The organism is Thermoprotei archaeon (assembly GCA_038881895.1).
In the GTDB taxonomy this organism is placed as follows: Archaea; Thermoproteota; Thermoprotei; order Gearchaeales; family WAQG01; genus JAVZOV01.
Window position 1 is genome coordinate 215,672 of sequence record JAVZOV010000002.1, and the last position, 24,913, is coordinate 240,584.

Annotated in this window: 30 protein-coding genes; 17 read left to right on the forward strand and 13 right to left on the reverse strand. The window is 34.0% G+C overall.

Features of this window, described 5'->3' with window-relative positions; translation table 11 throughout:
* The first annotated feature begins 67 nt into the window (after positions 1-67).
* The 7 genes from pyrE to QW128_04170 all read left to right on the forward strand — a co-directional run bounded on the left by pyrE (position 68) and on the right by QW128_04170 (position 4,632).
* The gene (gene pyrE / locus QW128_04140) at positions 68-640 is read left to right on the forward strand and encodes an orotate phosphoribosyltransferase (GenBank protein ID MEM3832775.1); all 573 of its coding nucleotides are present in this window, start codon (positions 68-70) and stop codon (positions 638-640) included.
* A 2-nt stretch (positions 641-642) separates the two neighbouring features.
* Positions 643-1,575, forward strand: a complete 933-nt coding sequence (gene pyrB / locus QW128_04145; protein MEM3832776.1) for an aspartate carbamoyltransferase — start codon at positions 643-645, stop codon at positions 1,573-1,575.
* On the forward strand, positions 1,568-2,044 hold the full coding sequence (pyrI, locus tag QW128_04150) for an aspartate carbamoyltransferase regulatory subunit (protein MEM3832777.1): 477 nt from the start codon (positions 1,568-1,570) through the stop codon (positions 2,042-2,044). The genes pyrB and pyrI overlap by 8 nt, the downstream gene beginning before the upstream one ends.
* Before the next feature lie 5 nt (positions 2,045-2,049).
* Positions 2,050-2,808, forward strand: a complete 759-nt coding sequence (locus QW128_04155) for a dihydroorotate dehydrogenase electron transfer subunit (GenBank protein ID MEM3832778.1) — start codon at positions 2,050-2,052, stop codon at positions 2,806-2,808.
* Positions 2,796-4,013, forward strand: a complete 1,218-nt coding sequence (locus tag QW128_04160) for an amidohydrolase family protein (protein MEM3832779.1) — start codon at positions 2,796-2,798, stop codon at positions 4,011-4,013. The genes QW128_04155 and QW128_04160 overlap by 13 nt, the downstream gene beginning before the upstream one ends.
* Positions 4,014-4,056: 43 nt before the next feature.
* On the forward strand, positions 4,057-4,203 hold the full coding sequence (locus QW128_04165) for a hypothetical protein (protein ID MEM3832780.1): 147 nt from the start codon (positions 4,057-4,059) through the stop codon (positions 4,201-4,203).
* 132 nt (positions 4,204-4,335) lie between these two features.
* The gene (locus QW128_04170) at positions 4,336-4,632 is read left to right on the forward strand and encodes an MTH1187 family thiamine-binding protein (GenBank protein ID MEM3832781.1); all 297 of its coding nucleotides are present in this window, start codon (positions 4,336-4,338) and stop codon (positions 4,630-4,632) included.
* On the opposite strand, the gene QW128_04175 is transcribed toward QW128_04170, so the two are convergent.
* Positions 4,629-5,552: a dihydroorotate dehydrogenase gene (locus QW128_04175; GenBank protein ID MEM3832782.1), complete on the reverse strand. Its 924-nt coding sequence runs from the start codon at positions 5,550-5,552 to the stop codon at positions 4,629-4,631. The genes QW128_04170 and QW128_04175 overlap by 4 nt on opposite strands.
* Positions 5,553-5,613: 61 nt before the next feature.
* On the opposite strand from QW128_04175, the gene pyrF reads away from it, so the two are divergent.
* Positions 5,614-6,309 carry an orotidine-5'-phosphate decarboxylase gene (pyrF, locus tag QW128_04180; GenBank protein MEM3832783.1) on the forward strand — a complete coding sequence of 232 codons (696 nt, stop codon included), beginning with the start codon at positions 5,614-5,616 and terminating at the stop codon, positions 6,307-6,309.
* An 82-nt stretch (positions 6,310-6,391) separates the two neighbouring features.
* On the opposite strand, the gene QW128_04185 is transcribed toward pyrF, so the two are convergent.
* Positions 6,392-6,655 (reverse strand): hypothetical protein, encoded by a 264-nt coding sequence (locus QW128_04185; protein MEM3832784.1) that lies wholly within the window; start codon positions 6,653-6,655, stop codon positions 6,392-6,394.
* Positions 6,656-6,985: 330 nt separating this feature from the next.
* Here QW128_04185 and QW128_04190 point away from each other — a divergent pair, with 330 nt between their 5' ends.
* Positions 6,986-8,161, forward strand: a complete 1,176-nt coding sequence (locus QW128_04190; GenBank protein MEM3832785.1) for a PLP-dependent aminotransferase family protein — start codon at positions 6,986-6,988, stop codon at positions 8,159-8,161.
* 10 nt (positions 8,162-8,171) lie between these two features.
* Here QW128_04190 and nagA read toward each other — a convergent pair whose 3' ends face one another.
* From nagA to QW128_04210, 4 genes are all read right to left on the reverse strand, one after another.
* The gene (gene nagA, locus QW128_04195) at positions 8,172-9,323 is read right to left on the reverse strand and encodes an N-acetylglucosamine-6-phosphate deacetylase (GenBank protein MEM3832786.1); all 1,152 of its coding nucleotides are present in this window, start codon (positions 9,321-9,323) and stop codon (positions 8,172-8,174) included.
* Positions 9,324-10,336: 1,013 nt separating this feature from the next.
* Complete coding sequence (locus QW128_04200; protein MEM3832787.1) at positions 10,337-11,236, reverse strand: cation diffusion facilitator family transporter; 900 nt, start codon at positions 11,234-11,236, stop codon at positions 10,337-10,339.
* Between the two features lie 251 nt (positions 11,237-11,487).
* A complete protein-coding gene (locus QW128_04205) occupies positions 11,488-12,444 on the reverse strand; it encodes a DHH family phosphoesterase (protein ID MEM3832788.1) in 957 nt (318 codons plus the stop codon).
* A gap of 65 nt (positions 12,445-12,509) precedes the next feature.
* The gene (locus tag QW128_04210) at positions 12,510-14,027 is read right to left on the reverse strand and encodes a carboxypeptidase M32 (GenBank protein ID MEM3832789.1); all 1,518 of its coding nucleotides are present in this window, start codon (positions 14,025-14,027) and stop codon (positions 12,510-12,512) included.
* 102 nt (positions 14,028-14,129) lie between these two features.
* On the opposite strand from QW128_04210, the gene QW128_04215 reads away from it, so the two are divergent.
* From QW128_04215 to QW128_04225, 3 genes are all read left to right on the forward strand, one after another.
* The gene (locus QW128_04215; protein ID MEM3832790.1) at positions 14,130-15,461 is read left to right on the forward strand and encodes a glycerate kinase; all 1,332 of its coding nucleotides are present in this window, start codon (positions 14,130-14,132) and stop codon (positions 15,459-15,461) included.
* Between the two features lie 45 nt (positions 15,462-15,506).
* Positions 15,507-15,827, forward strand: a complete 321-nt coding sequence (locus tag QW128_04220; protein ID MEM3832791.1) for a metal-sulfur cluster assembly factor — start codon at positions 15,507-15,509, stop codon at positions 15,825-15,827.
* Positions 15,828-15,910: 83 nt separating this feature from the next.
* Complete coding sequence (locus QW128_04225; protein ID MEM3832792.1) at positions 15,911-16,306, forward strand: translation initiation factor IF-5A; 396 nt, start codon at positions 15,911-15,913, stop codon at positions 16,304-16,306.
* Positions 16,307-16,319: 13 nt separating this feature from the next.
* Here QW128_04225 and QW128_04230 read toward each other — a convergent pair whose 3' ends face one another.
* Together QW128_04230 and QW128_04235 are read right to left on the reverse strand one after the other, a co-directional pair.
* Complete coding sequence (locus QW128_04230; GenBank protein MEM3832793.1) at positions 16,320-16,934, reverse strand: DUF655 domain-containing protein; 615 nt, start codon at positions 16,932-16,934, stop codon at positions 16,320-16,322.
* Positions 16,935-16,966: 32 nt separating this feature from the next.
* Positions 16,967-17,326, reverse strand: coding sequence for a hypothetical protein (locus tag QW128_04235; protein ID MEM3832794.1), 360 nt, complete (start codon positions 17,324-17,326; stop codon positions 16,967-16,969).
* Positions 17,327-17,400: 74 nt separating this feature from the next.
* Here QW128_04235 and QW128_04240 point away from each other — a divergent pair, with 74 nt between their 5' ends.
* On the forward strand, positions 17,401-17,682 hold the full coding sequence (locus tag QW128_04240; protein MEM3832795.1) for a 50S ribosomal protein L21e: 282 nt from the start codon (positions 17,401-17,403) through the stop codon (positions 17,680-17,682).
* Positions 17,683-17,799: 117 nt separating this feature from the next.
* Here QW128_04240 and QW128_04245 read toward each other — a convergent pair whose 3' ends face one another.
* From QW128_04245 to folP, 5 genes are all read right to left on the reverse strand, one after another.
* Positions 17,800-17,952: a hypothetical protein gene (locus QW128_04245; GenBank protein ID MEM3832796.1), complete on the reverse strand. Its 153-nt coding sequence runs from the start codon at positions 17,950-17,952 to the stop codon at positions 17,800-17,802.
* A gap of 101 nt (positions 17,953-18,053) precedes the next feature.
* Positions 18,054-18,671 (reverse strand): DUF99 family protein, encoded by a 618-nt coding sequence (locus QW128_04250; protein ID MEM3832797.1) that lies wholly within the window; start codon positions 18,669-18,671, stop codon positions 18,054-18,056.
* Positions 18,637-19,887 (reverse strand): orc1/cdc6 family replication initiation protein, encoded by a 1,251-nt coding sequence (locus QW128_04255; GenBank protein ID MEM3832798.1) that lies wholly within the window; start codon positions 19,885-19,887, stop codon positions 18,637-18,639. The genes QW128_04250 and QW128_04255 overlap by 35 nt, the downstream gene beginning before the upstream one ends.
* 204 nt (positions 19,888-20,091) lie before the next feature.
* Positions 20,092-20,622: a CDP-2,3-bis-(O-geranylgeranyl)-sn-glycerol synthase gene (locus tag QW128_04260; protein ID MEM3832799.1), complete on the reverse strand. Its 531-nt coding sequence runs from the start codon at positions 20,620-20,622 to the stop codon at positions 20,092-20,094.
* Positions 20,606-21,472 carry a dihydropteroate synthase gene (gene folP / locus QW128_04265; GenBank protein ID MEM3832800.1) on the reverse strand — a complete coding sequence of 289 codons (867 nt, stop codon included), beginning with the start codon at positions 21,470-21,472 and terminating at the stop codon, positions 20,606-20,608. Before folP ends, QW128_04260 begins: the two co-directional genes overlap by 17 nt.
* A 261-nt stretch (positions 21,473-21,733) precedes the next feature.
* Here folP and QW128_04270 point away from each other — a divergent pair, with 261 nt between their 5' ends.
* From QW128_04270 to QW128_04285, 4 genes are all read left to right on the forward strand, one after another.
* Positions 21,734-23,233, forward strand: coding sequence for a nitrite/sulfite reductase (locus QW128_04270; GenBank protein MEM3832801.1), 1,500 nt, complete (start codon positions 21,734-21,736; stop codon positions 23,231-23,233).
* A complete protein-coding gene (locus QW128_04275) occupies positions 23,234-23,476 on the forward strand; it encodes a sulfurtransferase TusA family protein (protein ID MEM3832802.1) in 243 nt (80 codons plus the stop codon).
* A gap of 35 nt (positions 23,477-23,511) precedes the next feature.
* Positions 23,512-23,922 (forward strand): helix-turn-helix domain-containing protein, encoded by a 411-nt coding sequence (locus tag QW128_04280; protein ID MEM3832803.1) that lies wholly within the window; start codon positions 23,512-23,514, stop codon positions 23,920-23,922.
* A 120-nt stretch (positions 23,923-24,042) separates the two neighbouring features.
* Positions 24,043-24,855 (forward strand): FKBP-type peptidyl-prolyl cis-trans isomerase, encoded by an 813-nt coding sequence (locus QW128_04285; GenBank protein MEM3832804.1) that lies wholly within the window; start codon positions 24,043-24,045, stop codon positions 24,853-24,855.
* The last annotated feature ends 58 nt before the right edge of the window (positions 24,856-24,913 follow it).

A 24,913-nucleotide genomic window follows, 5' to 3' on the forward strand; every position in this document is an offset into this window, starting at 1 on the left:
TGTGATTTTTAAATATTTTGCTTTTTATGTGTGCGTAAAGTTTAATTGTTTTAAAAACTACTTAAGTGTGGGCTTTGTGTTAGCTGACTTGACAAGCGAAGGTTTGATTGCTTTAATGTATGAGACAAATTCTGTAAAGTTTGGTAAATTTAAACTTTCTTCTGGAAAGGAAAGTAACGTCTATATAGATTTAAGAAATGCGTTATCCTATGTTAAGCTACGAGAGATTATTGTAAGGATGATGATGCATGTTGTAAAAACTTTAGATTATGATATTGTTGTAGGGGTGGCTACTGGTGGGCTACCGTGGGCATCTTTATTAGCTTATGAGGAACGTAAACCATTATCGTATGTTCGTGAGAGTAAAAAAGAACATGGAACTGAACATCTTATTGAAGGACGCGTTAATAATATGAAATGCTTGATTATTGATGATGTTGCCACTACTGGTAGGAGTCTTTTGAACGCTGTGAGTGTAGTAAGAAATCACGGTGGATCTGTTCTTTATGCATTAGTAATTGTTGATAGGAATGAGGGCGCAAAAAAAGTGTTATTGGATGCTAATGTTGAGCTTAAGAGTGTTCTTTCCTTAGATGATATATTAAGTTTTGGTTTAAAAAGAGGGTTTGTGGTGAAGTAATAATGGGATGTTGGGCAAAGAGAGACGTCGTTTCAATACTGGATTTTAATAAAGATGAGCTTGAACGTCTTTTCTCTTTAACTGATAAAATAATAGAAGGAAAATTAGACATAAGGAAGCCTCTGGATGGAAAGATAGTTGCCACTGCATTTTTTGAGCCTAGCACAAGGACTAGGCTAAGTTTTGAAACAGCTGCATATAAATTAGGCGCATCTGTTATCACGCTAGAACCATCAGTCTCATCATTAGCTAAGGGAGAGAGTTTTGCAGATACTATGAGGATGCTTGATAGTTATGCGGATGTAATTATAATGAGGAGCCCGTTAGAGGGTGCAGCAAAGCTAGCAGCAGAGATCTGTGAACACCCGGTAATAAATGGAGGAGATGGTACACAACATCATCCTACTCAGGCAATGATCGATATATATACTATAAAAAAGATTAAGAGTGATTTGCATAATTTATCAATAGGTATTTTAGGTGACCTTAAATATGGTCGGGCTGCCACATCATTTATGTACGGGACGAGCATTTTTGGTGTGAAAAGGCTTTGGTTAATTGCTCCAAAGGAATTAATGCCACGAGATGATGTTCTCTTTACATTGAAGAGGTTTAATGTAGAATTACATTATACTGAGAATATTAATGATGTAATAGGCGAGCTTGATGTTCTTTACGTGACCAGAATTCAAAAAGAGCGTTTTCCTGATCCAGCAGAATATGAACGTGTTAAGGGCACTTATCAGATTAATCTTAAGTTGTTGAGTAAAGCGAAGGATTCTCTTATAGTAATGCATCCATTACCTAGGGTTGATGAAATACCATATGAAGTCGATACAACTAAGTATGCAGTTTATTTCAAGGAGGCATCTTATGGTGTGCCTCTTAGAATGGCATTGCTCATGCTAATTATGGAGGTTGATAAAAGTGTCTGAAATAAGCGAAATGAAAGTAAGTAAAATAAAAGATGGAACAGTAATTGATCACGTTCCTGCGGGAAGAGCTCTAGATGTTCTCAGACTATTAAATTTAACAGGTAAGGAAGGGTTTATCATTTCATTAGTGATGAATGTTCCGAGTAAAAAGTTTGGGAAAAAAGATATTGTAAAAGTTGAGGGATTAGAACTTGAATCAAATCAGGTCAATAAGTTAGCATTGATAGCACCTACAGCTACAATAAATATAATAAGGAATTATGATGTTGTAGATAAAAAACGTGTCAGTTTACCGGATAAGATAGTAGGTATATTATCATGTCAAAATCCAAATTGTATAACAAGAAAGGATCGTGAACCTGTTATTGCAAGTTTTGTAGTAATATCCAAAAAATTGTTAGTGGTTCAATGCGAATACTGCGGAAGATTAATGAATGAAGATGATATCATAAAACAGCTCATTAGGTGAAGGTTTTGGGATATGTATCTGCCACAGTTATAGAAAATCAACCTTTAACTCGTACTGTTTCAAAGCTTACTTTCAAGCTAAAATACCCAATCAAACAATCACAACCAGGTAATTATGTGATGGTTTGGTTACCAGGAATTAAAGAAGCACCGTTTAGTGTGTATAGTCATGAAAGCACAAAAATATCATTAATAATTGAGGCAGTTGGTCCCTTAACTAAGAAGCTTATAAACCTAAAAAATGGAGAAAAAGTTGGCATAAGAGGACCTTACGGAAATTCTTTTACACTTAGATCAAATTTATCCTACATGCTAGTTGCCGGTGGCTCTGGCACACCTCCGATATTTTTCGCATTAAATAAACTTAAACCAATAGCTAAGGATATTACATACCTTATTGGAGCTCACACTTCAGATGAATTATTTCTTATTGATGAGGCAAAACTTTATTCAGTGAAGGTCTTCGTTGCAACAGATGATGGTTCTTTAGGGTTTAAAGGGTTCGTTACACAACTTGCGAATGATCTACTTAAAAAAGAAAAGATCGATATGATACTTACATGTGGTCCTGAACCTATGATAAAAACCATGTACGAGCTGGCTGTTAAATATAATGTTATGCTTGAGGCTTCAATGTCACGAATAATAAAATGTTCATTAGGTTTTTGTGGATCATGCGTATTAGAACCAAAAGGATATAGAGTATGCACTGATGGACCTGTATTTAATAAAGATCAACTAAGTGGTATAAAATGGTTGGCTTAAGAGATGAATATCAAATAATAGGAAAAGCATTCATAAATAATGCCATTATTGATAATGCAGTCATTCGAATCAAAGATGACAAGATTATAAAAGTAAGTAAAAAAGAAGAGCGTAATATAAAAACATTAATATTAAAAAATGAAGAATTAATAATTCCTGCTACAATTGATTTACACGTTCATTTAAGAGATTGGGAACAAAGTTATAAAGAGGATATAGAAAGTGGTACTAAGGCTGCATTAAAAGGAGGATGCACTACGATTGTGGAAATGCCTAATACATTACCACCAATAAATACTTCTGAAAAGTTGGAACAACGATTAGAAATGCTTCACGCTAGATCTAGAGTCGATTTTGGTGTCCACTTTGGTGTTCCAAACGATCTTTCAGAACTTGCAAAAGTCGCGAAAAAAATTATTGCAATCAAAGTATATCCAAATGATCTTCACAGAATACATGAAATATTTTATTCCGCTCTACAGTTAAATCTAAAAGTTGCAGTACATGCAGAATTTAAAGTTGGTGACGAGCCATTAGCAGTTAATTATGTTTTATCTAATAAACCAAGAATGTTGAGTTTAAGGTTTGTACATGTTTCAAGGGAAGGATCATTAAAAATAATAAGTCATAATAAAGATAAAAATACTCTTATAGAAGTTACACCACACCATTTACTTCTTTCTTATGAGGAACTCCAAAATATGCCAAATGGAATGAAATATTGCAGGCCACCCATATCTTCAATTAATGATAAAAAGGCGCTATATGATGCATTAATTTCAGGTTTTATAGATTTTATTGCAACTGATCATGCACCCCATTTAATATCTGAAAAACTCTCAGAGAATCCAGCACCAGGATTTCCTGGTCTTGAAATTTCTCTTCCACTCATGATAACTCAATGGATCAAAGACCTGATACCGTTAAGTCAAGTTATAAAGACAATGTGTATAAACCCTGCAAGATACTTAGGTATACAGAAGGGCATCATAAACGAGGGTTTTTATGCCGATCTGACAGTAGTAAATCTTAAAACATGGAAGCCTGTGAAAGCATCAGATTTCATAAGTAAAGCAAAATATACGCCTTTCGAGGGTTGGTTATTAACAGGTTGGCCCACTAAAGTATTTTTACGTGGCTTATTAGCCTATGAGGATGGTGAAATCTTTTTAACAAGAGGTAAACATGTTCTAGATTTAAGATGATAATGGTTCTTAAATTTTTGCTGATCCATTTGTGATTTTATTAATGAACGATAAGCTTTACAGCTGTGAGGTTCATGGATTTTCATTCCTTACTTATATTGCTCACGTCTTTGGGCTTCGCAAAGGTGAGGATGATGCATCGAACGTTAAGCCTGTCGCTCATTCCTTATGGAAGCAAGACCTGTATTAGTTGTTAAAAACTAGGAACAAACACTTATAAAGTTTTTCAGAAATTACTGTCTAACTTTAGATGAAGAGAGTCTCATAGACAATAAAGATGAAGAATAAATGTGTGGTTTGCATGATGTTATTGTGATAAAAAATGCTATTAGCAGATATTCATGTTTCACCTATTGGAACGTGCTCTACATCCGTATCTGAATATATAAAAATTGCTATAAATATATTAAAGCAAAGAAACATAAAATTCATAATAGGACCTTTCTCAACGAGTATAGAAGTAAAAGATTTCAATGAGCTGGCATCGATAATCAACGAAATTCATGAAGAACTTTATAGGATGGGAATAAAGCGTATAGTCACAGAAATAAGAATTGATGACCGACGGGATAAAGAGGTAACATTAGAAAGTAAAATACAAGCAGTGAGTAGTGATTAACTTGATTTTTTAATTATTAATCCACTCATATTTTTTATGTTAGTAAATCCATGTCTTTTCATATAATTTATAATACCCTTAATTAATCTGTGAACTACTATTTCAGGTTCTTTTGATATTAATACTGTGCCTATTTGCACAGCTATAGCACCAGCAAGTATAAACTCTATAGCATCTTTCCAAGTTTCAATACCTCCAACTCCTATTATTGGAACATTGAAGTTACTGCTTAGTTTATAGACTGAATATACAGCAATTGGATGTAGCGCTTTTCCTGAAACACCACCATAAATGTTGCTGAGTACTGGTGCTTTTAATTCAACATCTATGGACATGCCTCTTAAAGTATTTACAGCTACTAGCCCGTCAGCTCCACCTTTAATTGATGCTCTTCCTTGAATTAATATATCTGAAGTATTGGGTGTAAGTTTTGAGAAAACTGGTATTTTAACATTCCTTTTAACGGAACGAACTACTTCTTCAACCATGATAGGATCATCACCTAATTCTGTTCCGAGACCTTTAACATGAGGGCATGACAAGTTTAGTTCAATTGCATCTGCACCATAATCTTGTGCCAGACCTGACATCCATGCAAATTCCTCAGGTGATGATCCCGCTAAACTTACTATAATTGGGATTCCACATTCTTTCGTTTCTTGGATATCATTTTTAAAATTCTTAATGCCTGGATTTGCCAAACCAACAGCATTAAGAGTATAGCATCGTGTTGAATAAATTATGGGCGGAACATAGCCCTCTCTACGTTCTGCAGTAAGCGTTTTTGTAACAACAGCTCCAACACCAGCGTTTGCAACCCTCTTTAATAACGATCCTGAAGATCCCATAATTCCAGAGGCAAGGATAATTGGATTTTTCAATTTAAGACCAGCTAAATTCACTTCAAGGTTTACTTCCACAAAGCCCAACCCTACATATAAATTAATAATATTTAAATTTTAATTCAAGAATGGGGGAGTTATGTTGAACAATGAAATAAGAGAGAGAATGTTCAAATTATCAGAGTTAAAATCTAGCAGAATAATACTTGCGCTAGATAAAGCCGAATCTCTCAATCTTCTCAATAATTTATTAAGATACTTTGTCTGTGTAAAAATTGGCCTTCCATTATTAATCAGTGTAGGAGCAAATACTATGAAAAGTATCATAGCAAAATATAAGAATGACGTTGTGTTCATAGCTGATCTAAAGATAGCTGATATACCTGAAACTAATGAAAGTACAACTAAAATTGTAAAAGAGATTGGATTTGATGCAGTAATCGCACATACATTTGTAGGTTCTGAGTCATTAAAGTCTGTTACAAAAATTTTGCCAGTTTTTGCTCTAGTAGGCATGAGCCATAAAGATGCACATTTAATTAATTCAAACACAGAAATACTTATAAATATATCAATCTCAAGCGGAATATTTAATTTTGTGGCACCAGCAACATATCCAGAAATAATAAAAAAACTCAGATCCAAAATTCCTAATGCACTCATTATATCTCCGGGAGTAGGAGCACAAGGAGCGCACTTCGGATCAGCACTAAAAGCAGGCGCAGATTTCGAAATAATAGGCAGATCAATAACACTTTCACAAAATCCACTAGAAAATGTTCAAAAAATCCTTAAAGCACATGAATATGTCCTAAAAGAAAAAACCCTTAGTTAATAGAAATTATCCTAATTCAATTAACCATATAATAAATTTGCGCTTTGAATTAGTTTTTATATATTAACCTAAATAAAAATGTTCACAATTTTATTTTAAAAATTGCAACTCGGTACTCGGATTCTTTTCTGGGCTCAATTATTTTTTCAAGCTCTACATCTATATTAAAATTTTCTATTTCATACTTTAAATCTTCAATCCATGAATTAACACCACAGGTTTCACAAAAACTACCTGTGAATTTCACAATTAGTTTGTTATCTTCTATCTTAAGTATTCTAGCTTTAGATTCAGGAGCCCTATACTTATTATAACTCTTTATGGCCTCTCTTATTCGTGAATCCATTTCTCCTCTGATCCTCCTTAAGAAACAGCTTTCAGATACAACAACACTAATAAAATTAGAGACATATAACTTTTTATGACAAAACTTATCCTTGGAAGAGTAAGGTTTCTTTAGAATCTCATAGTTACATACCTTTTAATGTGTGTTACCATCGTGTGCTCTGTTGCGTTCATTGAGCTTATTTTAATATGAAAGTTCTTTTTAGATGAATACAAGAAACAAACAGCAAAGAAGATTTTTAACATACCTACAGATACTCTGCTTAATGCTCCTTCGACAGGAAAATGTTTATTTATCACTGTGTTTATTATTATGTTTTGTGTTAATATTATGAAGATAAAGATCTCTGAACGAGGATCTCGTGTAGAGTTATCTCCTGTTGAGGAAGCTACCAAGATCGCTATAAAGCATGGTGTTATAAACTTGGCTAGTGGTAGTCCAGATCCAAGAGTTGTTCCTGTTAACGAGTTAAAAAGTATTGCTGTTAAGGTATTAGATGAGAGAGGTTTTAATGCGCTGACATATCCTAATGCTGGAGGACAAAATGAACTGAAGATTGAAATTAAGAAGTATATGAGTGATTTTAGTATCAGGATAAGAGATGATGAAGATGTTGTAATAACTAGTGGTGCTCAACATGCTTTTAGGCTAATCGCAGATCTTCTTGTAGAGAAGAACGATGTTGTTATAGTTGAGAATCCTACATTTTACGAAACATTAGCTCCATTTAGGTTTCATGGTGCATCAGTAATTGGCGTTTCTCTCGATGATGAAGGTTTAGATATTGATGAGCTTAGGAATTTCCTTAGTAGTAACAAAATTAATTGTGGAATATTGTACGTTATACCTACTTGCCATAATCCTACTGGAATAACTATGAGTATTGAACGTAGAAAAGAGCTTATGGAGGTAATTTCACAGTATGATCTTCTTGTTATTGAAGATGATCCATACAGGCCTATTGCTGCCGATGCTCCTCCTCCGCTCAAAAAATTTGATGATGAGGGTAGAGTGTTATATGTTGGTAGTTTTAGTAAAGTTTTAGCACCTGGTCTACGTATTGGATGGATATATGGTTCTAAATCAATCTTAGATAGATTGATGCTTCTTGAGCAGCTTGATTTTGCTGTTTCAACGCTTACCCAATATATTGTTGTTGAAGCCTTACGTTCAGGTTTGATAAGTAAGTTGATTCCAAAATTAACTAACCATTATAAATCTAAAATGCGCATCATGTACGAATCATTAGAAAATTATATGCCTAGCAATGTTAGTTGGACTAATTCTGCTAATGGTTTCTTTCTTTTAGTTAAAGTCATTGGGGTTGATATGGAAGGATTATTACCTAAAGCTATTGATCGTGGCGTTGTTTATGTTCCTGCTCGTCGATTCTTTATTAATGGCAGGCATTCTGATACTGCTAGGTTGAGCATAAGCTTATCTAACGAGGAGGATATCAAGAAAGGTATTAAAGTGTTATCATCTTTAATAAAAGATGTTCATTAAATTTTAAGCTTCATTGGTACCAAACGATTTTACCACGAATTATTGTAAATCTTACATTTAGATCACTATCAAGTACTACTAAATTTGCTTCCTTACCTGGTTCTATTCTACCCATACTTGGTTTTTTAAGAATATCAGCTGGCACTAATGTTGCCATGAGGATGCTATATTTCAGTGGCAATCCTATTTTTACCATGTTTTTTATTGCATTATTCATAACGAGTGTGCTACCAGCTATTGTTCCATCTGGAAGCGTTGCTTTTTTATTCATTACTATTATTGAATATGAACCGAGCTGATATTTACCATCAGGTAATCCAGCAGCCTCTATGGCATCTGTTACTAGAGCTATTTTATCTAAAGGTTTTGCTTTCACAATTAGTTTTAAAATTTCTGGATGAATGTGTATAAAGTCCGCAATCATTTCTACATAAATCTCATCATTAGTTAATGCAAATCCTGGTAAACCTGGTTCTCTATGATGAAAATCCCTCATTGCATTAAAAAGATGCGTAATAAGTTTAGCACCAGCATTAAAACCTCCCTTTGCTTCATTAAATGTTGCATCACTATGACCCATTGATATTATTACACCATTTTTAACAGCCTCGCTAATTAACTCTTGAGCTCCTTCTAATTCAGGTGCGATAGTGAGCCGAAGCGGCATCTCCTTTCTTAGGCTTATGTACTCATATAATTCATCTAGATCAGGCTTTCTGATATGTTCTATTGGTTGCGCACCCTTTTTCATAGGGTTTATAAAAGGTCCTTCCAGGTGTGCTCCGAGAACCTCTGCGCCTTCATTTCCTGAACCCCACAACTCATATGTTGCTTGTATAAATTCACGAAAACGGTCTTTCGGAGAACAGATAGCAGTAGGCATAAATCCTGTAACACCATATTTAGGTAATATTTTAGCCATATTTTTTACACCATAATAACCGTCTCTAGTTGCATCAAAACCTTCAGTACCATGAATGTGAATATCAATAAAACCTGGCACAACTATCATGTTTTTTGCATCCAAAAAATATTCAGGAACTTCACCTGAAAATGGTTTCATATCTATTATAATCTTCTCATCAAATTCTATAATAATGTTATTCACCTCTTCCTTTGGTGTGATTAGTTTACCAGCAACTACACCTTTAACTGTTTTCATATCAATAACTATACAGCATGCCTAGCAATATAAAACAATCGTATCTATTCACAAAAAACTTTTAAAATATATAAAAACATGCAAACTTCCAATAACATTTTTGATGTAATGCCACCAAATAGTTTTCGAACAAATCTTTTTCTATCTTCTACATGGAATGTTTTTCTAGTTAGGTCGATCTACAGGACTTTTGTAGGAAGACTCGCGCAGATATAACCTCTATCCTAAGCACACCGTGAGGACAATAGTCAGCGCAATAACCACAGTGTACATATATTCCTAGTTTATTAGATTTGTACTACCAACCGATCTAACTTGTGTGAACTTCTAGCTAAACCTCTAACTCCAAACCTTCTATTACATGCAAACATGCATAATTGACAACCAACATATCCGTTTGCATCAACAATAACCAACCTATTTATTATAATTAAATATATATCATGCGTTTTAAATATTTTTGGAACTCACCTTTTTATTATACGATCATCACTTCACGATCTTTTAACTGATCTTCTCCTCACCCAGAGAAGCGAAATCTTCGGTTGTAATTAAACGATGATTTTATTAGTCTGGTGAAATTTCTCACTTCGATGCTTTCAATACTAGAAACACTCACAACAATAGTTATACTGATTATGATATTTGTTTTATTATTAATGATTAGGTCTGCATCATTCATCAAAATAGGGTTTGGAATTTTACAACTGACTATTGGCTTACTAATTATCATACTAATTTTCAGGTTTCTCAAATTTTTAATAGTGCTGGCTCTAGTGCTCATCCTAGTATGCATCTTTCTAATAATAAAGAAAAAATAAGATAACGCACTATGAGTGAATTTCAGAATATTCAGAAAATTAGTATTTCGTACGTTTCTTGGTTATAGAATCCTAAAATAACTTTCATAAAAGGTATTTCGTAATATTCACGATATATCAGAGATGATCTTTGATAATGTAAACATAAGATGTTAATGTGATTTTGCTTGATGATTGTTTTTTGTAATGAAATCACGTCATCATGTAATTTTCATTTTTATATTTATTAAGTGGTTTAATTGCTATGATTAGGTTTGTTATTTCCGAATATTTTGAATAAAGTTTTTTCTTTGTTTTCATAACTATTTTATGTGCATCTCTAAGTGTTATTAATGTGTCAGTTTCTAGTATTATTGTTCCCATGATGAATGAACCCGCTCTTTTAAGCATTGTTTTTGCCACTTTTGCTCCAGAGATCTCTTCAACTGTTCTTATAATATCTATGACTTTTTCTTTTGGTGGTGCTGCATCTAAAAGTGATAGGAGAGAGTCCTTCAAAATGCGTACTATATCCATAATTGTGTAAAGTATTATCATGGAGAGTATCACTAATTGTAATGCCAGTATGTTTGTAATGATTTCTGCTAATATTCCTATAAAAGCTGCCAGTGTAATATAAGCATCAGTTTTAGCATGTAAAGCATCAGTTAAAAGTGATGACGATCTTGATCTTTTAGCCCACTTAATTTCATATTTATACATGCTGTATGATGTTGATGCTCCGATTAATAATAAGGGTAATGCATATAACGGTGTTTTAGATAAGTTTGAGACTGTCTGAATAATTATCATTATTACAAAATAGATAGTCACAAAGACTATAAATAATGATGCTAGGTTTTCAATTTTATAAAGACCCCAAGGAAATTTAGAGGAAAATCTTTTCTTAGATGTTATATAGATTGATAGTGCTGTAGCAAAGCTCATCGCAGCATCTAAAAAACTATGCATTGCATCTGCAAAGATTATACTTGAATGGCCCATTATTATCATTACTAATGGTTCAATCACAGCAAATATCATTGAAAGTAGCCCAGCAGTCAGAGCGGCTTTGAGAGCCTTTTCTCTGTTTCTCATTATCATGATGTGCATAAGGATCACCTTTTGATGAATAGACAAACGAAAGAATTACCTATTCTAGCTATTTTTAAGTGATTTAAATATTTTTTATATGCAATTCAACGTTATTGCAAGGAAATTCTCTTTAGCGAAAAGTAACAACTTTTGTCTATAATTAAGGGCCTCATTTTTGAAGTGAAATGTAAAGAATGCTCTTACATGTTGTACAATGATCTATTTATATTATATTATGAAATGAAGTGTTGAGATTAAAATATTTTTGATCATGATGTGCCCATTGCTGTTAGGGCTTCTTCTATTTTGGTTAGAATGTATTGTAGCCATGTGTTTTTATCATCTTTAGAGATGATTTCTAGAGGTAATCTGCCTCCTGCTATGAATTTATGACCTCCTCCATTGAAATATTCGGCAATTTTGTTGCATAATATATTTGTTCCTTCACGCTTTTTTATGGTTAGTGTTCCTTTCTCATGTACGACAATGCTTATGTCCGCATTTGTCTTTTGATCGATGACATCTAGCGCATCTGATGATGCTAAGAGATCATGCGCAAATCCTATAGCGATTTTGTATCCTTTTATGGTGCTTGTTATTATATTAGATGAGAGCTTCTTTATCGCATCTTTCTTTTCTATTATGTATTTTTCACGTTCTTTTTGCATTGTATAATCCCAAAATATTCCTTGGGATAATTTATGTGTTAGTTGTACAAGTAATTCGTCATTTTTGAGATAGTTGTAGTATGCTATAATGTCTTTTAGTAGTTCGGTTATGGTGTAAAGGTTTAGGTGGAAGTCAGAGTCCCTGGCTATTGATGCTAGCATATTGCATATTTCATCATTGCAAAAAATTATGTTCATGATTTCTGTCGCACATTTAGTAGTATCAATGATTAGCGTTGCATACTTTGACACCTCATGTTTTAGATCATCAGGCCATTGATGGTGATCTACCCAAATTATATTCCATCCTTTTTGTTTTAACTCTTTTAACTCTTCAATTATTATAGGACTAGTGCTCCTATTAATACCAATGTCTGAAATTATTATATTTCCATTTTCGTTTATATGTGACGCCTCTTTCATTATTTTAATCATCCTTAATGCTTCTTCATCACCGTAATTAGTGAAGTAAATCTTAGTTTCTTTATTATTTCTAAGGTATACTGCAGCGCTCATTATTCCATCGCAATCTTTTCTGTGAGAAAATATGTAGCTCATGGTAACCAGAAAAATGTTGTATTTTATAAGCTTATGTTATGTTCATTTTTCTTGTATAAAAAATATTATAATGAGTAGGATGGTTTTGAATATTTCTCTTCTAAGTACTGTAAGAAATATTGGGGATTTATCTCTTCTCCTACTGCCTTTCTAAGTAGATCTTTGGGTGGATATGTGGATCCCCATTTATGGATCTTATTTCTTAACCATTCTTTAATACTCATGAATTTAAGATTTGTTATTTGATCGTGAAGATCTGGGATATCTTTCAGCATGTGCGCACGTAGCTGTGCGGCCACAATATTACCTATCGTGTATGTTGGAAAATAGCCTACCGAACCTTGGCTCCAATGTATGTCCTGCAAGACTCCTTCGGAGTAGGTTTTAGGTTTAATTCCTATGTATTTTTCCATGTTTTCATTCCATAACTCTGACACGTCAGAAACTTTAATTTCACCGTTTAAGAGCAATCTTTCTATTTCAAATCTTACAAGTATGTGTAAATTATACGTTATCTCATCAGCATCTACTCTTATGAGGCTGGGTCTTACTGTATTAAAGTACAAGTATAAGTCGTCGACCGAAAATTTTGCAAGAAAGTCAAGGTGTTTAGCTAATATCGGATACACGGCTTTAGAGAATTGTTTACTTCGTCCTATTATATTTTCCCAGAATCTTGACTGAGATTCGTGTATACCTAAAGATGCGCCGCCTGCTAACGGCGTGACTATGAATGTTTCATCGTTTTGGAGTTGATATAAGGCATGGCCGTATTCGTGAATTAATGAAAATAATGCTGACTTGAAATCCTTGCCTTCATACCTAGTTGTTATTCTTACATCTTTTATGCCGATGCCTATAGTAAATGGATGTGTTGACGTGTCAATCCTGAACCTTTTAGGATCATAACCTAAGATTGTTGCTATTTCTTTTGTAACATTTCTCATGTTGTCAATATTATATGTGATGTCTTCTAATGGATGTTTTTGTGGATAGTTTCCTCTTTCTATTACATTCTCTAGAACTTTTTTTGTTGTAGGGACTATTGAATTAAATATTGAAGATACTTCTCTGCTTGTTAATCCTTCTTCATAAAGGTCTAATAATGCGTCATAAGGATGCTCTTTATAACCTAAATATTCGGCGATTTCTCTTGATATTGTAACTATTTTTTCTAAATATGGTTGAAATATTTTAAATTCATTTTTTGCCCTAGCGTTTCTCCATATGACCACTGACTCTTGAGTAACTCTTGAAAATTCTTCTAACAGTTTCGGTGGTATGCTCTTGTAAATTTTTATTGTTCGCTTTAATACCCTAACGACACCACGCTCAAAATCATTAAGATCGCTTATTTCGTCTGCTTTATCTACTAGGGAAATGAGATCAGGATCAAGAATTAATTTTTGTTTAAGAAGATTTAGCTGGCTCACTGAGATGCTTCGTTCTTCAACGCCTGACTCTGGCATGTAAGTTTCAACATCCCATTTTAATACTCCTAACGCATGTTCTATTGACCAGATGGCTTTATATTTCTCTAGTATATCGAGCACTATTTTATTTTGAAATATCGCGGTTGACATATTAATTAGCATTATACATGCCTTCCTAATATTTTTGTGTTCTAAAACTGATATAATTATAGAACAATAACTATTAATCTACGAAAGTGACAAAACTAAATTGTGAACTACCCTAAGATGCGAAAAATATTATTAGATGTGTTAAACGAAACACTAAACTATATAGATCCTGCTAACTTAATTAAAAGCTCTGTAAAAATCTCTGATGGCAAACTCATTGCTAATAACGTAGAACTTGACTTGCATAGTGTTAAAAGAATATTTGTTATTGGAGGAGGTAAAGCTGTTGGAAGAATGGCGCTTGGAATCGAAAGTATTCTTAGCGATAAAATTAGTGATGGGCTAATAATCGTTCCTTACGGTTCTAATATTTCTACGTTAAGGCGTATTAAGGTTATAGAGGCACGTCATCCAATTCCTGATCAGAATGGTGTTAATGGCGTAAGAATGATGTTAGAGTTGTTGAAATCATTAGATAAAAATGATCTTGTCATTGTACTAATTTCAGGTGGTGGTTCTGCATTAATGCCTCTGCCTGTTGACGGTATCACATTAGAAGAAAAAAGTGACTTGATCAAGTCGTTAATGTTACGTGGAGCCAACATAAGAGAACTTAATACTGTTCGTAAACATTTGTCAAAGATAAAGGGAGGACAGCTTGCACGTTATCTCTATCCCGCAAATGTTCTTAGTCTTATCATTTCAGATGTTGTGGAAAATCCATTAGATGTGATAGCATCTGGTCCAACTGTACCAGATCCAACAACATTCTCTGATGCCATCAATGTGTTAAAGCGATATAATTTATGGGAAAGTACTACTGAAAAAGTGAGAGATGTTTTATTAAAAGGTGTTAAAGGTGAGCTTCTTGAAACGCCAAAACACGGTGATCCAATTTTTGAGCATGTTCATAATATTATAATCGCTGATAACAGTTATGCATGTAGAGTCGCCGTTAAAGTATTGGAGAGAAAAGGCATACATGGTATTTATCTCTCATCAAGTATTGAGGGGGAAGCCCGTTATGTTGGTTCCGTAATAGGTGATATAGTGAGGGGAATGGCAAAGGGTGAGACGTCACTTGAGAAACCTCTCGGTTTAGTTATTGGTGGTGAAACTACCGTCACTGTTAAGGGTAGTGGTATTGGTGGTAGGAATCAGGAATTGTGTTTAAGCGCTGCTTTTCGTATTAGGGGTTTGAAAAATGTCATTCTTACTTCGATCGGTACTGATGGTATTGATGGTGTGACTGATGCTGCTGGTGCAATTGTGGATGGCAATACTATTGATAGAGGATTAGCATTAGGTCTTGATCCCACCAAGTATTTAGAGAATAATGATACGTATACCTTTTTCAAGAGTCTTAATGATTTAGTAATAACTGGTCCTACTGGAAATAATATGAATGATATTATTATAGCGCTAATCTTTTAGTTTAAGCATTTAAATATGTGCAAGTACTAACTTTATGTGAGAATAATGGCTACACAAATATCTAAGGAAGACATATTAGAAGCGTTTAAGAGTATTGTTGATCCTGAATTAGGGCTTAATATTGTGGATTTGGGTATTATTTATGATATAAATATTGATGGCAGTAAAGTAATCGTAAAGATGACACTCACTACGCCTAGATGCCCTTTTTCTTTCATAATTTTTAAGCAAGTTAGGGATACTCTCAAGAAACTTGGTTTTACTGATATTAAAGTTAACATCGTTTTTGATCCGCCGTGGAATCCTTCTATGATAAATCCTGTTACGAGAAATAAGATACACAGTTCGCCCTGGACAAAGTATTAGGTGCTAGATTTTTCGTGATTTCTTGACATATTTCTACTAAATCTTTTTATTTTAGTCACGATGATAAATATGCGGTGAAGGGTTTGAGTTACAGACCAGAAGAGGCTGGAGCGATAAAAGAGGGTTCATATGTTATAATAGATGATACACCTTGTAGAGTGGTTGAGGTTGAAAAATCAAAAACTGGTAAACATGGATCGGCGAAGGTTAGAATTGTGGGAATAAGCCTATTCGATGGGTCAAAACATACATTGACTTTACCAGCAGGGTCAACAGTACAAGTTCCCATTGTTGAGAAAAAACCTGCTCAAGTCACTGCTGTTCTTGGTGATATGGTTCAGCTCATGGATTTAACTAATTATCAGACATATGAAGTATTAATGCCTACTGATAATGATCTTAAATCCAAAATAGCACCTGGTGTGGAAGTGGAAGTGTGGGAAGTAATGAACAAGCGTTTTATAGCCAGAACTAAATAAGCTAATAGTAGAACTAAAACCGTCTAGGTTGGAATCGTGTTCTTTCCTCTAATGTGACTTGTACACCCTTGGCAAACAATACATGGGCATCTTCACTTTTTATTTCTTTCATTATTTTCTCAGTAAGCAATTTTATTGGATCACCTACATCAGTTCGTTTCTTTAAATCTTCAAAACTCTGGAATGGTGATTTTGCTCTCTCTTCAAGTATTCTTACTACTGTCTTTTTACCTATACCTGGTATTGTTTCTAACGCGTGCATCCTGGGAGAAATTGGCCCGGCTGTATTAAAGAATGTTAAAAATTCTTTTTCTCTAAGTTTTACTATAGTCATTACTGCATTTTCAAGTTCGGTTTTAGCATTCAATGAAAGTTCGTCATAAATAAGACGCCTACCAACTTTTCTTATTTTATCACTACCCCTTCCTATGAATACTATCTCTCCTACACTTAATTGAACCGCAGGCCATGGAATTAGTTCAAAAAGAGTGAAATACTCACGTCCTATACCTTGTACTAATGTCTCTAAATCCTCTCTAAACCTGGTTTGCATTTTTCGCAGAAGGTAACTTGGCACATAATCTAGTATGTATGCAAAGTCTTCGAAATATCTTCTTTCAAATGGCACATTCATGAAATGTACATCCCCAAATTAAAAGATTAACCAGTAGATTGCAAAGAAGTTTCTTGTGACTTAAGTCTATTTTCATCTAATAATTTAAGAATCTGGGATATATCATCCTTTGAAAGTAATTTTTCAGGCGGTATTAATGTTCTTAGCTCCTCAGCTGTCTCAGGACAGATGTTGACTATTTGCACTACAATTTCATGAGAGAGTTTAAATTTATTCTTTAACGTTTCTATCACTAGTTTTGCTCTATCTACGTCAAATTTACTGAATTCAGAGAATTGCTTATATGTAATATTCTGTAAATCTATTACATTACCCTCTTTTATTCTAGCTTCTAGTAGTGCTTTTGCCTCTGGTATTGAGATCATGACACTCTCTATTATGTTCATCCGTCCCGCCAATATATCTTTAGTGTATTAAGTTTATAAAGATTACAGAGTTAGAGATGATGTGGTGATAACCAGTGAAGCACTCTAAAGGGTATAGAACGCGCAGCAGAAATTTATTCTCAGCCGGGAGAGCTAGAAAAGGGCTTTCTGTTTACTTACGGAAATATGAGGTAGGAAACAAGGTACACATCAATATAAACCCTTCATCTTTAACTACAGCTCCTCATAGAAGATTTCAAGGATTAACCGGTGTTATTGTTGGGAAAAGAGGACGCGCATATATAATAAAAGTAAATCTCGGTAATGAAGAGCGGACAGTAATAACTACTCCAGAACATCTCGAACCTGCAGTCTAGCTAAAAATGTTCTTATCATTTCTGTAAAGAATTATCCTCACCCATTTCATGTTTAAGACAAAAGCATTATTAAAAAATTTCTCTTAACAGAACAATTGTTAAAAGAATGCAAGTCCTTTAATTTTGACTCTCTTCACGACTAAAGTCGGGAGTTTCTCCAATCTCAACAAACTCTCCACTTAACCGACATGGTTTAGGAAAACTTGCCTCACTTGGAGTTATGGGTTGTGTCAATCCTACTCCGTCTCCAAGCATGTAGCTCAGAGACAACTAAGAATTAGAATCCTTAACAAGTATTCAAACCTTTCAGCAATTCATCCCAGAACTAAATTCTAGGCTTTCTTATCGAACTATTTGTAATATTCCTGATTTTATATTTTTAAAAGTTCTTTTGTTACAGTGGTAGCTATCATATTAGCTAAACGTATTGGTTCTGGAATTTTTCCTCCTAAGCTTGTATTTTTGATGATTTCTATTGTTAAACGATTATCTAAGCCAAGAAAGTAACAGTATATTGGTTTACTTTTTTCTGTTTGTTTTATTTCTACTAAGGGTTGTGTTCTTTCTATTATTTTCCATCTATTTTCCCAGTCTGGAAAATGTTTCATTAATGCATCTTTTATACTTGGCATTGATGGTTTCTTCTCTACAATTATTATGATTGGTATGTTGAGGTCACTGTTGATTTTAAATGGATCAGCGATGTTAAATCCTGCAAAGGAAATGCCACTAAGAAATATTACATTAGGTTTTATTGGAGATTTTTTAACAATTTTTATTATTATGTCTGTGGCTTCATTACCGTCTACAGTGATCAGCTCTGATCCTATCCATTCTAGTTTCATATTAGTTAATAGAACACCCACTAATAGTGTTTTAAAGGTTTTTTTCTTTATTTTTACAAAAGAAGGAAAAGCCCCATCGTCTATTCCAAGCATATGTTTGACATAATAATTAATGCTGGATGAGTACTGAAAGTCTTGAATCATCTTTTATACCTTCTATCATAGCTTTTTCATTAATCGATAGTGTAACGTATTTAGTTCTTCCGTATCGTCCTTTGCTCATCAATCTTGCTTGGACTAAGCCTATCATGTCTAATTCGCTTATTACATCGCTGATTCTTCTTTGTGTTAAAGAATCCAGGTTCATGCGCTGTACTAATTTGGAATACATCTCATATACCTCGCCTGTTGATGCTGAGATCCCTCGTTTCCAAAGTAAGTAAATGCTTACAAGTACAAGTTTTGAATGTAATGGTAACGTTTTTATTACTTCTACTGTTTTATCTTTTTCAATGTCTTTTAATGCTAATTTAACATATTTCTCAGTAACTTTTGTTGAACCATCACGCTCCGCTATCTCACCTGCTACTCTGAGAAGGTCAAGTGCTCTTCTTGCATCTCCATGTTCCCTTGCAGCTAATGATGCGCATAAGGATATTACTCCAGAGTCTAGTACGTTTGGTTGAAATGCCAGTTCTGCTCGTTCCCTTAATATATCTTCTAATTCAAATGCATTATAAGGTGGAAACACTAATTCTTCTTCTCCTAAGCTACTTTTCACTCTTGGATCTAAATAGTCTCTTAAGTTAAGACTGTTTGTAATTCCTATTATAGTAACTTTTGATCTGGTAAGTTCTGAGTTGATCCGTGTGAGCCTGTAAAGCAGTTCATCACCACTTTTATCTATTAGTTGATCTATTTCATCTAATGCCACTACAAATAAAACTTCATTCTTTTCAAGAACATTTATGAATCTATCATAAAGTTCTGCTACAGAGAGTCCTGTAAAGGGGACCTCAACACCGAGTACTCCAAGTAGTGCTCTCAATATTCTATAATTGGTATTTTCTGTTCTACAATTTACTATCGCAGTTATAACTCTCACGATATTACTTTGATTGTAAAGAAATGTTTCGAGTGTGGCAGTATTGTTGTATCCCCACTTTCTTTCAAGCCACTTTAAAACATGCTTAGTGACAGCGGTCTTTCCGGTACCTGTATAACCATATATAAACACATTTGATGGCCTTGCACCTTTCGCTATTGGTGAAAGTAATATTTCTGCCAAACGTAAGATCTGAGTCTCACGATGAGGAAGATTCTCAGGTAAATAATCAGGCCTTAGCTTTTCTCTATCTTTAAATATATTGGCCTTAGAGAGCTTCTTCAATAGATCTTCTATGCTTGGAGATGCTGACATTGTCGCTCATTTTCTAGTAGAAACCAAGGTATAAAACCTTAATTTCTACTAAATACCAAGCGGAATTGCTTAATTTTTCGAAAAAATACGTTTATTAAAATAAAATATTTAAGTCTGATAAAGCAATATATTATTTATTTTAAAACTATTTTTATGAATATTTGTAGATTTTTAACATAAGTTTTTTATTAGTTTTCGAACTCGTCACCATGGTTTATTTTTTATGCCTACTATATAAGCTAAAATATTTGTTGCAATATGAAGAATAAAAGTTATTATAAGTATGATAAAAATAAGTTCTAGATCGATCCAGTTAGGCAATCCTACCATCATCCAAACTAAAAGTAATGCTATAGTGATGAAACCTGTTTGGTCTATAAGAGGGAATGGTGCACCGCGCTCCATTTTTAACCGTCTTTTAATGAAAGAACCTATTAAATCACCCGTCATAGCACCTATTGATAGTAACAAATATTCAATGGGATTTTTATACAAATAAGGCATAAGAAAACTGATAACAAATCCAGTAACTGAACCAATTATTGTTCCACTTACAAATCCTTCGATGCTTTTTCCATCACCTAATAACCTTTGACCATCCCATGCAATAATTCCCCTATCGATTGGTGTGGTTTTTCCATTAAGTAGCCTATATACCACTACTGGTGTACCATTTGCAACATATGCTGGAAAAATGTATATGATCGATAATATCACATCAGTTATATTCAACATATCCACCTGTTTCAGCTTTTCTTATAGCTTCAGAAAGACGAACAGCTTGTATTGTTTCTGGAACGTCGTGTGTTCTAACCATATTTACACCTTTAAGAACAACGATTGATACCGCTGCAACGGAACCAATTAACCTATCTTCAGGTCTTTCTATGGAGAGTATTTTGCCGATAAATGATTTTCTCGAAACTCCTATACATATTGGTTTTCCAAGCTCTGCCAATTGATTAATATTTGCTATGACATTAATATCCCATTCATACCATGGTATCTCAGGGTATCTAAAGAATCCTATTCCAGGATCCACTACAATCTTATTCTCATCAATATTAAGCTTTCTAGTAAGGTCTAAACTTTCTTTTAAAGCACTAATTACTCTTTGTATAGGTGTTCCTAACCTTGGTTGTCTTTCATGAGCAACCAAAATTAATGATACATCATATTCTTTTGCTATACGTATCATTTCTGGATCATGTTTTAAGCCTGATACATCATTAATTACATCAGCACCAGCTTCTATCGCTTTTTCAGCGACTCGACTTCTTTGCGTATCAATGGATATTGTAATTTTGATGTTATCCCTTATTGCTTTTATAGCTTCTACAATACGTCTTTTTTCTTCATCTTCATCAATCCATGTAGAAAGATAAGGAGCAGTGCTCATTCCGCCAACATCTATGACATCCGCTCCATTTCTAGACATAGAAATAGCAGTTTCAACGATATCATCAATTTTGGTCCTCACTGAACCTTTATAAAAAGATTCTGGGCTTACATTTATTACTCCCATGATTCTCACTGGCTGGTTTTCACCTACCTGAAGTTTGCCTAAACGTGCTAACCTTCTCATCAATTAATAATAAAAACCATTTAGTATTAATTTTTTGCTATCATACATTAATCACGAATCCTCACATCGGTTTTATTTTAAGAGCTCTCGTTTTCTTTGACGTAACTTTACGAGTTAATAATATTTTAGTATATGTCTCGAATTAAATTAAAAACACGTAGCATGATACTAGTTGCACAACAAATCATAAAGAGAATTATTTTATACAACGGCGTTGTATTTAAATACGTGTGCGCAATTTATATTTTGAGGTAGAAAAAAGTGCCTGGAGCGTCAGAACTTGAAAATGTGCTAAGGTTTGCTGATAGATTTACTCTTGGATTTGAAAATGGTAACGGTTCGCAATTTTTCTTGAGAGTGTCAATTCCTAACGGCATTTTGACAACCGAACAATTTAGAATTATTGCAAAATTGGCTGAAACATATGGTAAAGGATATGCTGAGGTCACTGATCGACAGGATATTCAGTTGCATTGGATTGATCCAGAGAAAGCGTTTGAGATATTCAGTATTTTAGATCAGATTGATTTTACTACTGACAAATGTGGTCAGAGTTATCCTGGCGCACGATATGGTGATGTGAGAAATATTGTTGGGTGTCCAGTTGCTGGTGTTGATAAACATGAAATATTTAATGCATATCCATTAATTAAAGAGATAAAGAGATTTTTTGCCGGAAACAAAGATTTTCTTGACTTACCGAGGAAGTTCAAGATATCAATTTCAGGGTGTGCAATTAATTGTTCGTCGCCTGAGATTCAGGATTTAGGATTAATTGCCTTAGCTAGAGGAGAGAAAATAGGATTCATACCATTTGTGGGTGGTGGCCTTGGGTATCCACCTAAGCTAGCGAAGCCTTTAAGCATTATTATAAATCCTGAGGATGTAGTTAAGTTCGTTATTGCTGTCGTTGAAATATATCGTGATTATGGGAGACGAGATAGTAAAGCAAAAGCTAGATTTAAGTGGTTAGTGGAAGAATTAGGTTGTGAAAAAATAAAAGAGATGATCGAAAATAAATTAGGAATTACCTTTGAAAAATATGACTATACACAATTATTGATTAGTGGTAAAGAGCATACCGGTATAAATCCTCAAAAACAGGACAACCTCTGGTATATTTGTGTACCACTTTTAGGCGGTCGTTTGGATTCAAAACAAATGTTTAGTTTTGCATCCATCGCAGAAAAATATGGTTGGCCAGAAATAAGACTCACACCTCATCAGAATATAATACTTGTAGGTGTTCAAGCAAGTAATATAAAAATTGTACTTAACGAATTAGAAAAAATAGGATTGAGAGTAGATACCATGTCTATGAAATATTATGGCATTGCATGTGCAGGAGGTTTTTGTAGCAGATCACCAGAAGATCCTAAAACTAGGCTTAATGAAATAATCACATACATTGAGTCTAGATTTCCTAAGGAGTTAGTAAAAGATATACGAATTTACATCAGTGGTTGTCCAAATGCGTGCGGTAAACATCCTATAGGAGACATTGGTTTACAAGGAGTTTATATAAGAGATGGTGATAATACGCATGCAGGCTATAACATATTTCTAGGAGGGGGTTTAGGTTATCTACCTTCGTTTGCGCGACTTGTTAAAAGAGGCGTAAAAGCCGATGATATTAAATTTTATATTGAAAAAATAATAGATGCTTATCTTAGAAATAGGATTAATAACGAAAGTTTCAAAGATTTTTGTAGTAAGTATACAGATAACGAATTACAGAAAATTGTTGAGGGGTGCGTTTAGATGAGTGAAAGTAATAAGGAAAAACACCATGTGCTTGATGTAAAGGGTTTGTCCTGTCCTTATCCACAATACTTAGTTTTAAAGACCATGGAGAAACTTTCTTTGGGAGAGAGGTTAGAGGTTATTTTAGATAACCCGCCATCTTACAAGCTTATCCAAGAGGCTGCTAAAAAGAAAGGGTATAAGATAATAGTCGCTGAACAAATTCACGAAGGTCTTTGGCGAATCATTTTAGAAAAATGATATTAACCTAGTGTGGTATATTTTTAGTGGGTAAAATGCTTACATATTTTGAGCTTGCCTCAAAAGTGATCTGCCCGACACTTAGAGCTATGGTAGCGTATAAGTTAATCAAAAATCATAATTTTACTCAGAAGGAGGTTGCTAATAAGCTTGGCATTAAACAACAGGCTATAAGTAATTATATGAGAGGTCTTAGAGGGCACATGGGGTATTTATCAGAACGTTTATCTAAAACTGAGAAAGCCATTGCGTGGACTGACCGTATTGTGCTATATATAATAAATGAACGAGAGAAGGTAGACCCGATAGATATTACAATATTGTTGACTGAAGCATGCAATGACATACTAAAGAGCCGAGCAATATGCGAAATACTCCCTAATGAACTGGTATGTACCGTGTGCAAGCAACAGCCTATAAATTGTCCTTATACCTTAAAGGTATAAGAATGCTAATTCCCAAGAGTAATTCCTATAGTTTAGTTAGAGATTGTATTCTAAATTTAAGCTATTAACTGAGCAATAGTTAAATACTGGTTTTTAAACCTTTGTTTAGGTGAGGTAAGCGTGAACAAAGGTGATTTCATATTAATAGATTACGTGGCACGCATAAAAGAAACAGGGGAAATACTAGATCTAACACTTGAGGAGGTTGCGAAAAAAGAAAAGTTCGCTAGATCAGATGGGATTTATGAACCAATGCTAGTGGTTGTTGGTAAAAACTGGGTGCCAAAAGGACTTGATGAAGAACTCGAAAAAATGAATGTCAACGAGAACAAAGTTGTTGAAATATCACCGGAGAAAGCATTTGGTAAAAGAGATCCCAAAAAGATAAAGATTGTAAGTGTTAGAGAGTTGCCAAAGGAGGGCGGACCCATAAGAGTTGGTTCAGTTGTGACTGTTGAGGGTTTAGAGGGTATCGTATTGAGCGTGGGTGGTGGAAGAGCCGTTATTGATTTTAATCATCCGCTTGCTGGAAAAACGATTGTCTATGAGGTAACAGTGCGTAATGTGATCGAAAAGCTTGAAGATAAAATAATGGCTCTTTTATCCAGAAGAATACGTGGGTTAGATAAGAGTAAAGTCCAAATAGAAAAAATAAATGACGAAGTAACAATCAGGTTACCTTCTGATATATTAACAGCAGAGAACATACAATATGCACTGAAAGGTGTAGCTGATGATATAAAAGAATTACTCCCAGAAATTCGTGCATTAAAATATTCAATAAGTTTTGAGTTGCAATTGCCTAAAACTACTGAAAAAATAGAAGAGCAAAAGAAAGAAGAAAAAGCACCAAGCGCTAGTGAAACTGTGACAACCGTAACACAACAGGAAACACAACAAGCTACATCTCAAAACACAACTTCTCAGCAATAAGCTAAAAGATTTCTTATTTCTACTTGTTTCTTTATTTAATTTTCGATAATTTAAGGAT

What these genes read in the sequence shown, in the direction of transcription:
- QW128_04235 (MEM3832794.1), bottom strand. Translation starts at nt 17,326, where the DNA reads ATGAACATAATAGAGAGTGTCATGATCTCAATACCAGAGGCAAAAGCA.
- QW128_04250 (MEM3832797.1), bottom strand. Translation starts at nt 18,671, where the DNA reads ATGATTCAAGACTTTCAGTACTCATCCAGCATTAATTATTATGTCAAA.
- QW128_04220 (MEM3832791.1), top strand. Translation starts at nt 15,507, where the DNA reads ATGGCTACACAAATATCTAAGGAAGACATATTAGAAGCGTTTAAGAGT.
- QW128_04280 (MEM3832803.1), top strand. Translation starts at nt 23,512, where the DNA reads ATGCTTACATATTTTGAGCTTGCCTCAAAAGTGATCTGCCCGACACTT.
- QW128_04170 (MEM3832781.1), top strand. Translation starts at nt 4,336, where the DNA reads ATGCTATTAGCAGATATTCATGTTTCACCTATTGGAACGTGCTCTACA.
- QW128_04200 (MEM3832787.1), bottom strand. Translation starts at nt 11,236, where the DNA reads ATGCACATCATGATAATGAGAAACAGAGAAAAGGCTCTCAAAGCCGCT.
- pyrB (MEM3832776.1), top strand. Translation starts at nt 643, where the DNA reads ATGGGATGTTGGGCAAAGAGAGACGTCGTTTCAATACTGGATTTTAAT.
- QW128_04255 (MEM3832798.1), bottom strand. Translation starts at nt 19,887, where the DNA reads ATGTCAGCATCTCCAAGCATAGAAGATCTATTGAAGAAGCTCTCTAAG.
- QW128_04160 (MEM3832779.1), top strand. Translation starts at nt 2,796, where the DNA reads ATGGTTGGCTTAAGAGATGAATATCAAATAATAGGAAAAGCATTCATA.
- QW128_04165 (MEM3832780.1), top strand. Translation starts at nt 4,057, where the DNA reads ATGAACGATAAGCTTTACAGCTGTGAGGTTCATGGATTTTCATTCCTT.
- QW128_04210 (MEM3832789.1), bottom strand. Translation starts at nt 14,027, where the DNA reads ATGTCAACCGCGATATTTCAAAATAAAATAGTGCTCGATATACTAGAG.
- QW128_04260 (MEM3832799.1), bottom strand. Translation starts at nt 20,622, where the DNA reads ATGTTGAATATAACTGATGTGATATTATCGATCATATACATTTTTCCA.
- QW128_04205 (MEM3832788.1), bottom strand. Translation starts at nt 12,444, where the DNA reads ATGAGCTACATATTTTCTCACAGAAAAGATTGCGATGGAATAATGAGC.
- folP (MEM3832800.1), bottom strand. Translation starts at nt 21,472, where the DNA reads ATGAGAAGGTTAGCACGTTTAGGCAAACTTCAGGTAGGTGAAAACCAG.
- QW128_04190 (MEM3832785.1), top strand. Translation starts at nt 6,986, where the DNA reads ATGAAGATAAAGATCTCTGAACGAGGATCTCGTGTAGAGTTATCTCCT.
- QW128_04275 (MEM3832802.1), top strand. Translation starts at nt 23,234, where the DNA reads ATGAGTGAAAGTAATAAGGAAAAACACCATGTGCTTGATGTAAAGGGT.
- pyrF (MEM3832783.1), top strand. Translation starts at nt 5,614, where the DNA reads ATGTTGAACAATGAAATAAGAGAGAGAATGTTCAAATTATCAGAGTTA.
- nagA (MEM3832786.1), bottom strand. Translation starts at nt 9,323, where the DNA reads ATGAAAACAGTTAAAGGTGTAGTTGCTGGTAAACTAATCACACCAAAG.
- QW128_04185 (MEM3832784.1), bottom strand. Translation starts at nt 6,655, where the DNA reads ATGGATTCACGAATAAGAGAGGCCATAAAGAGTTATAATAAGTATAGG.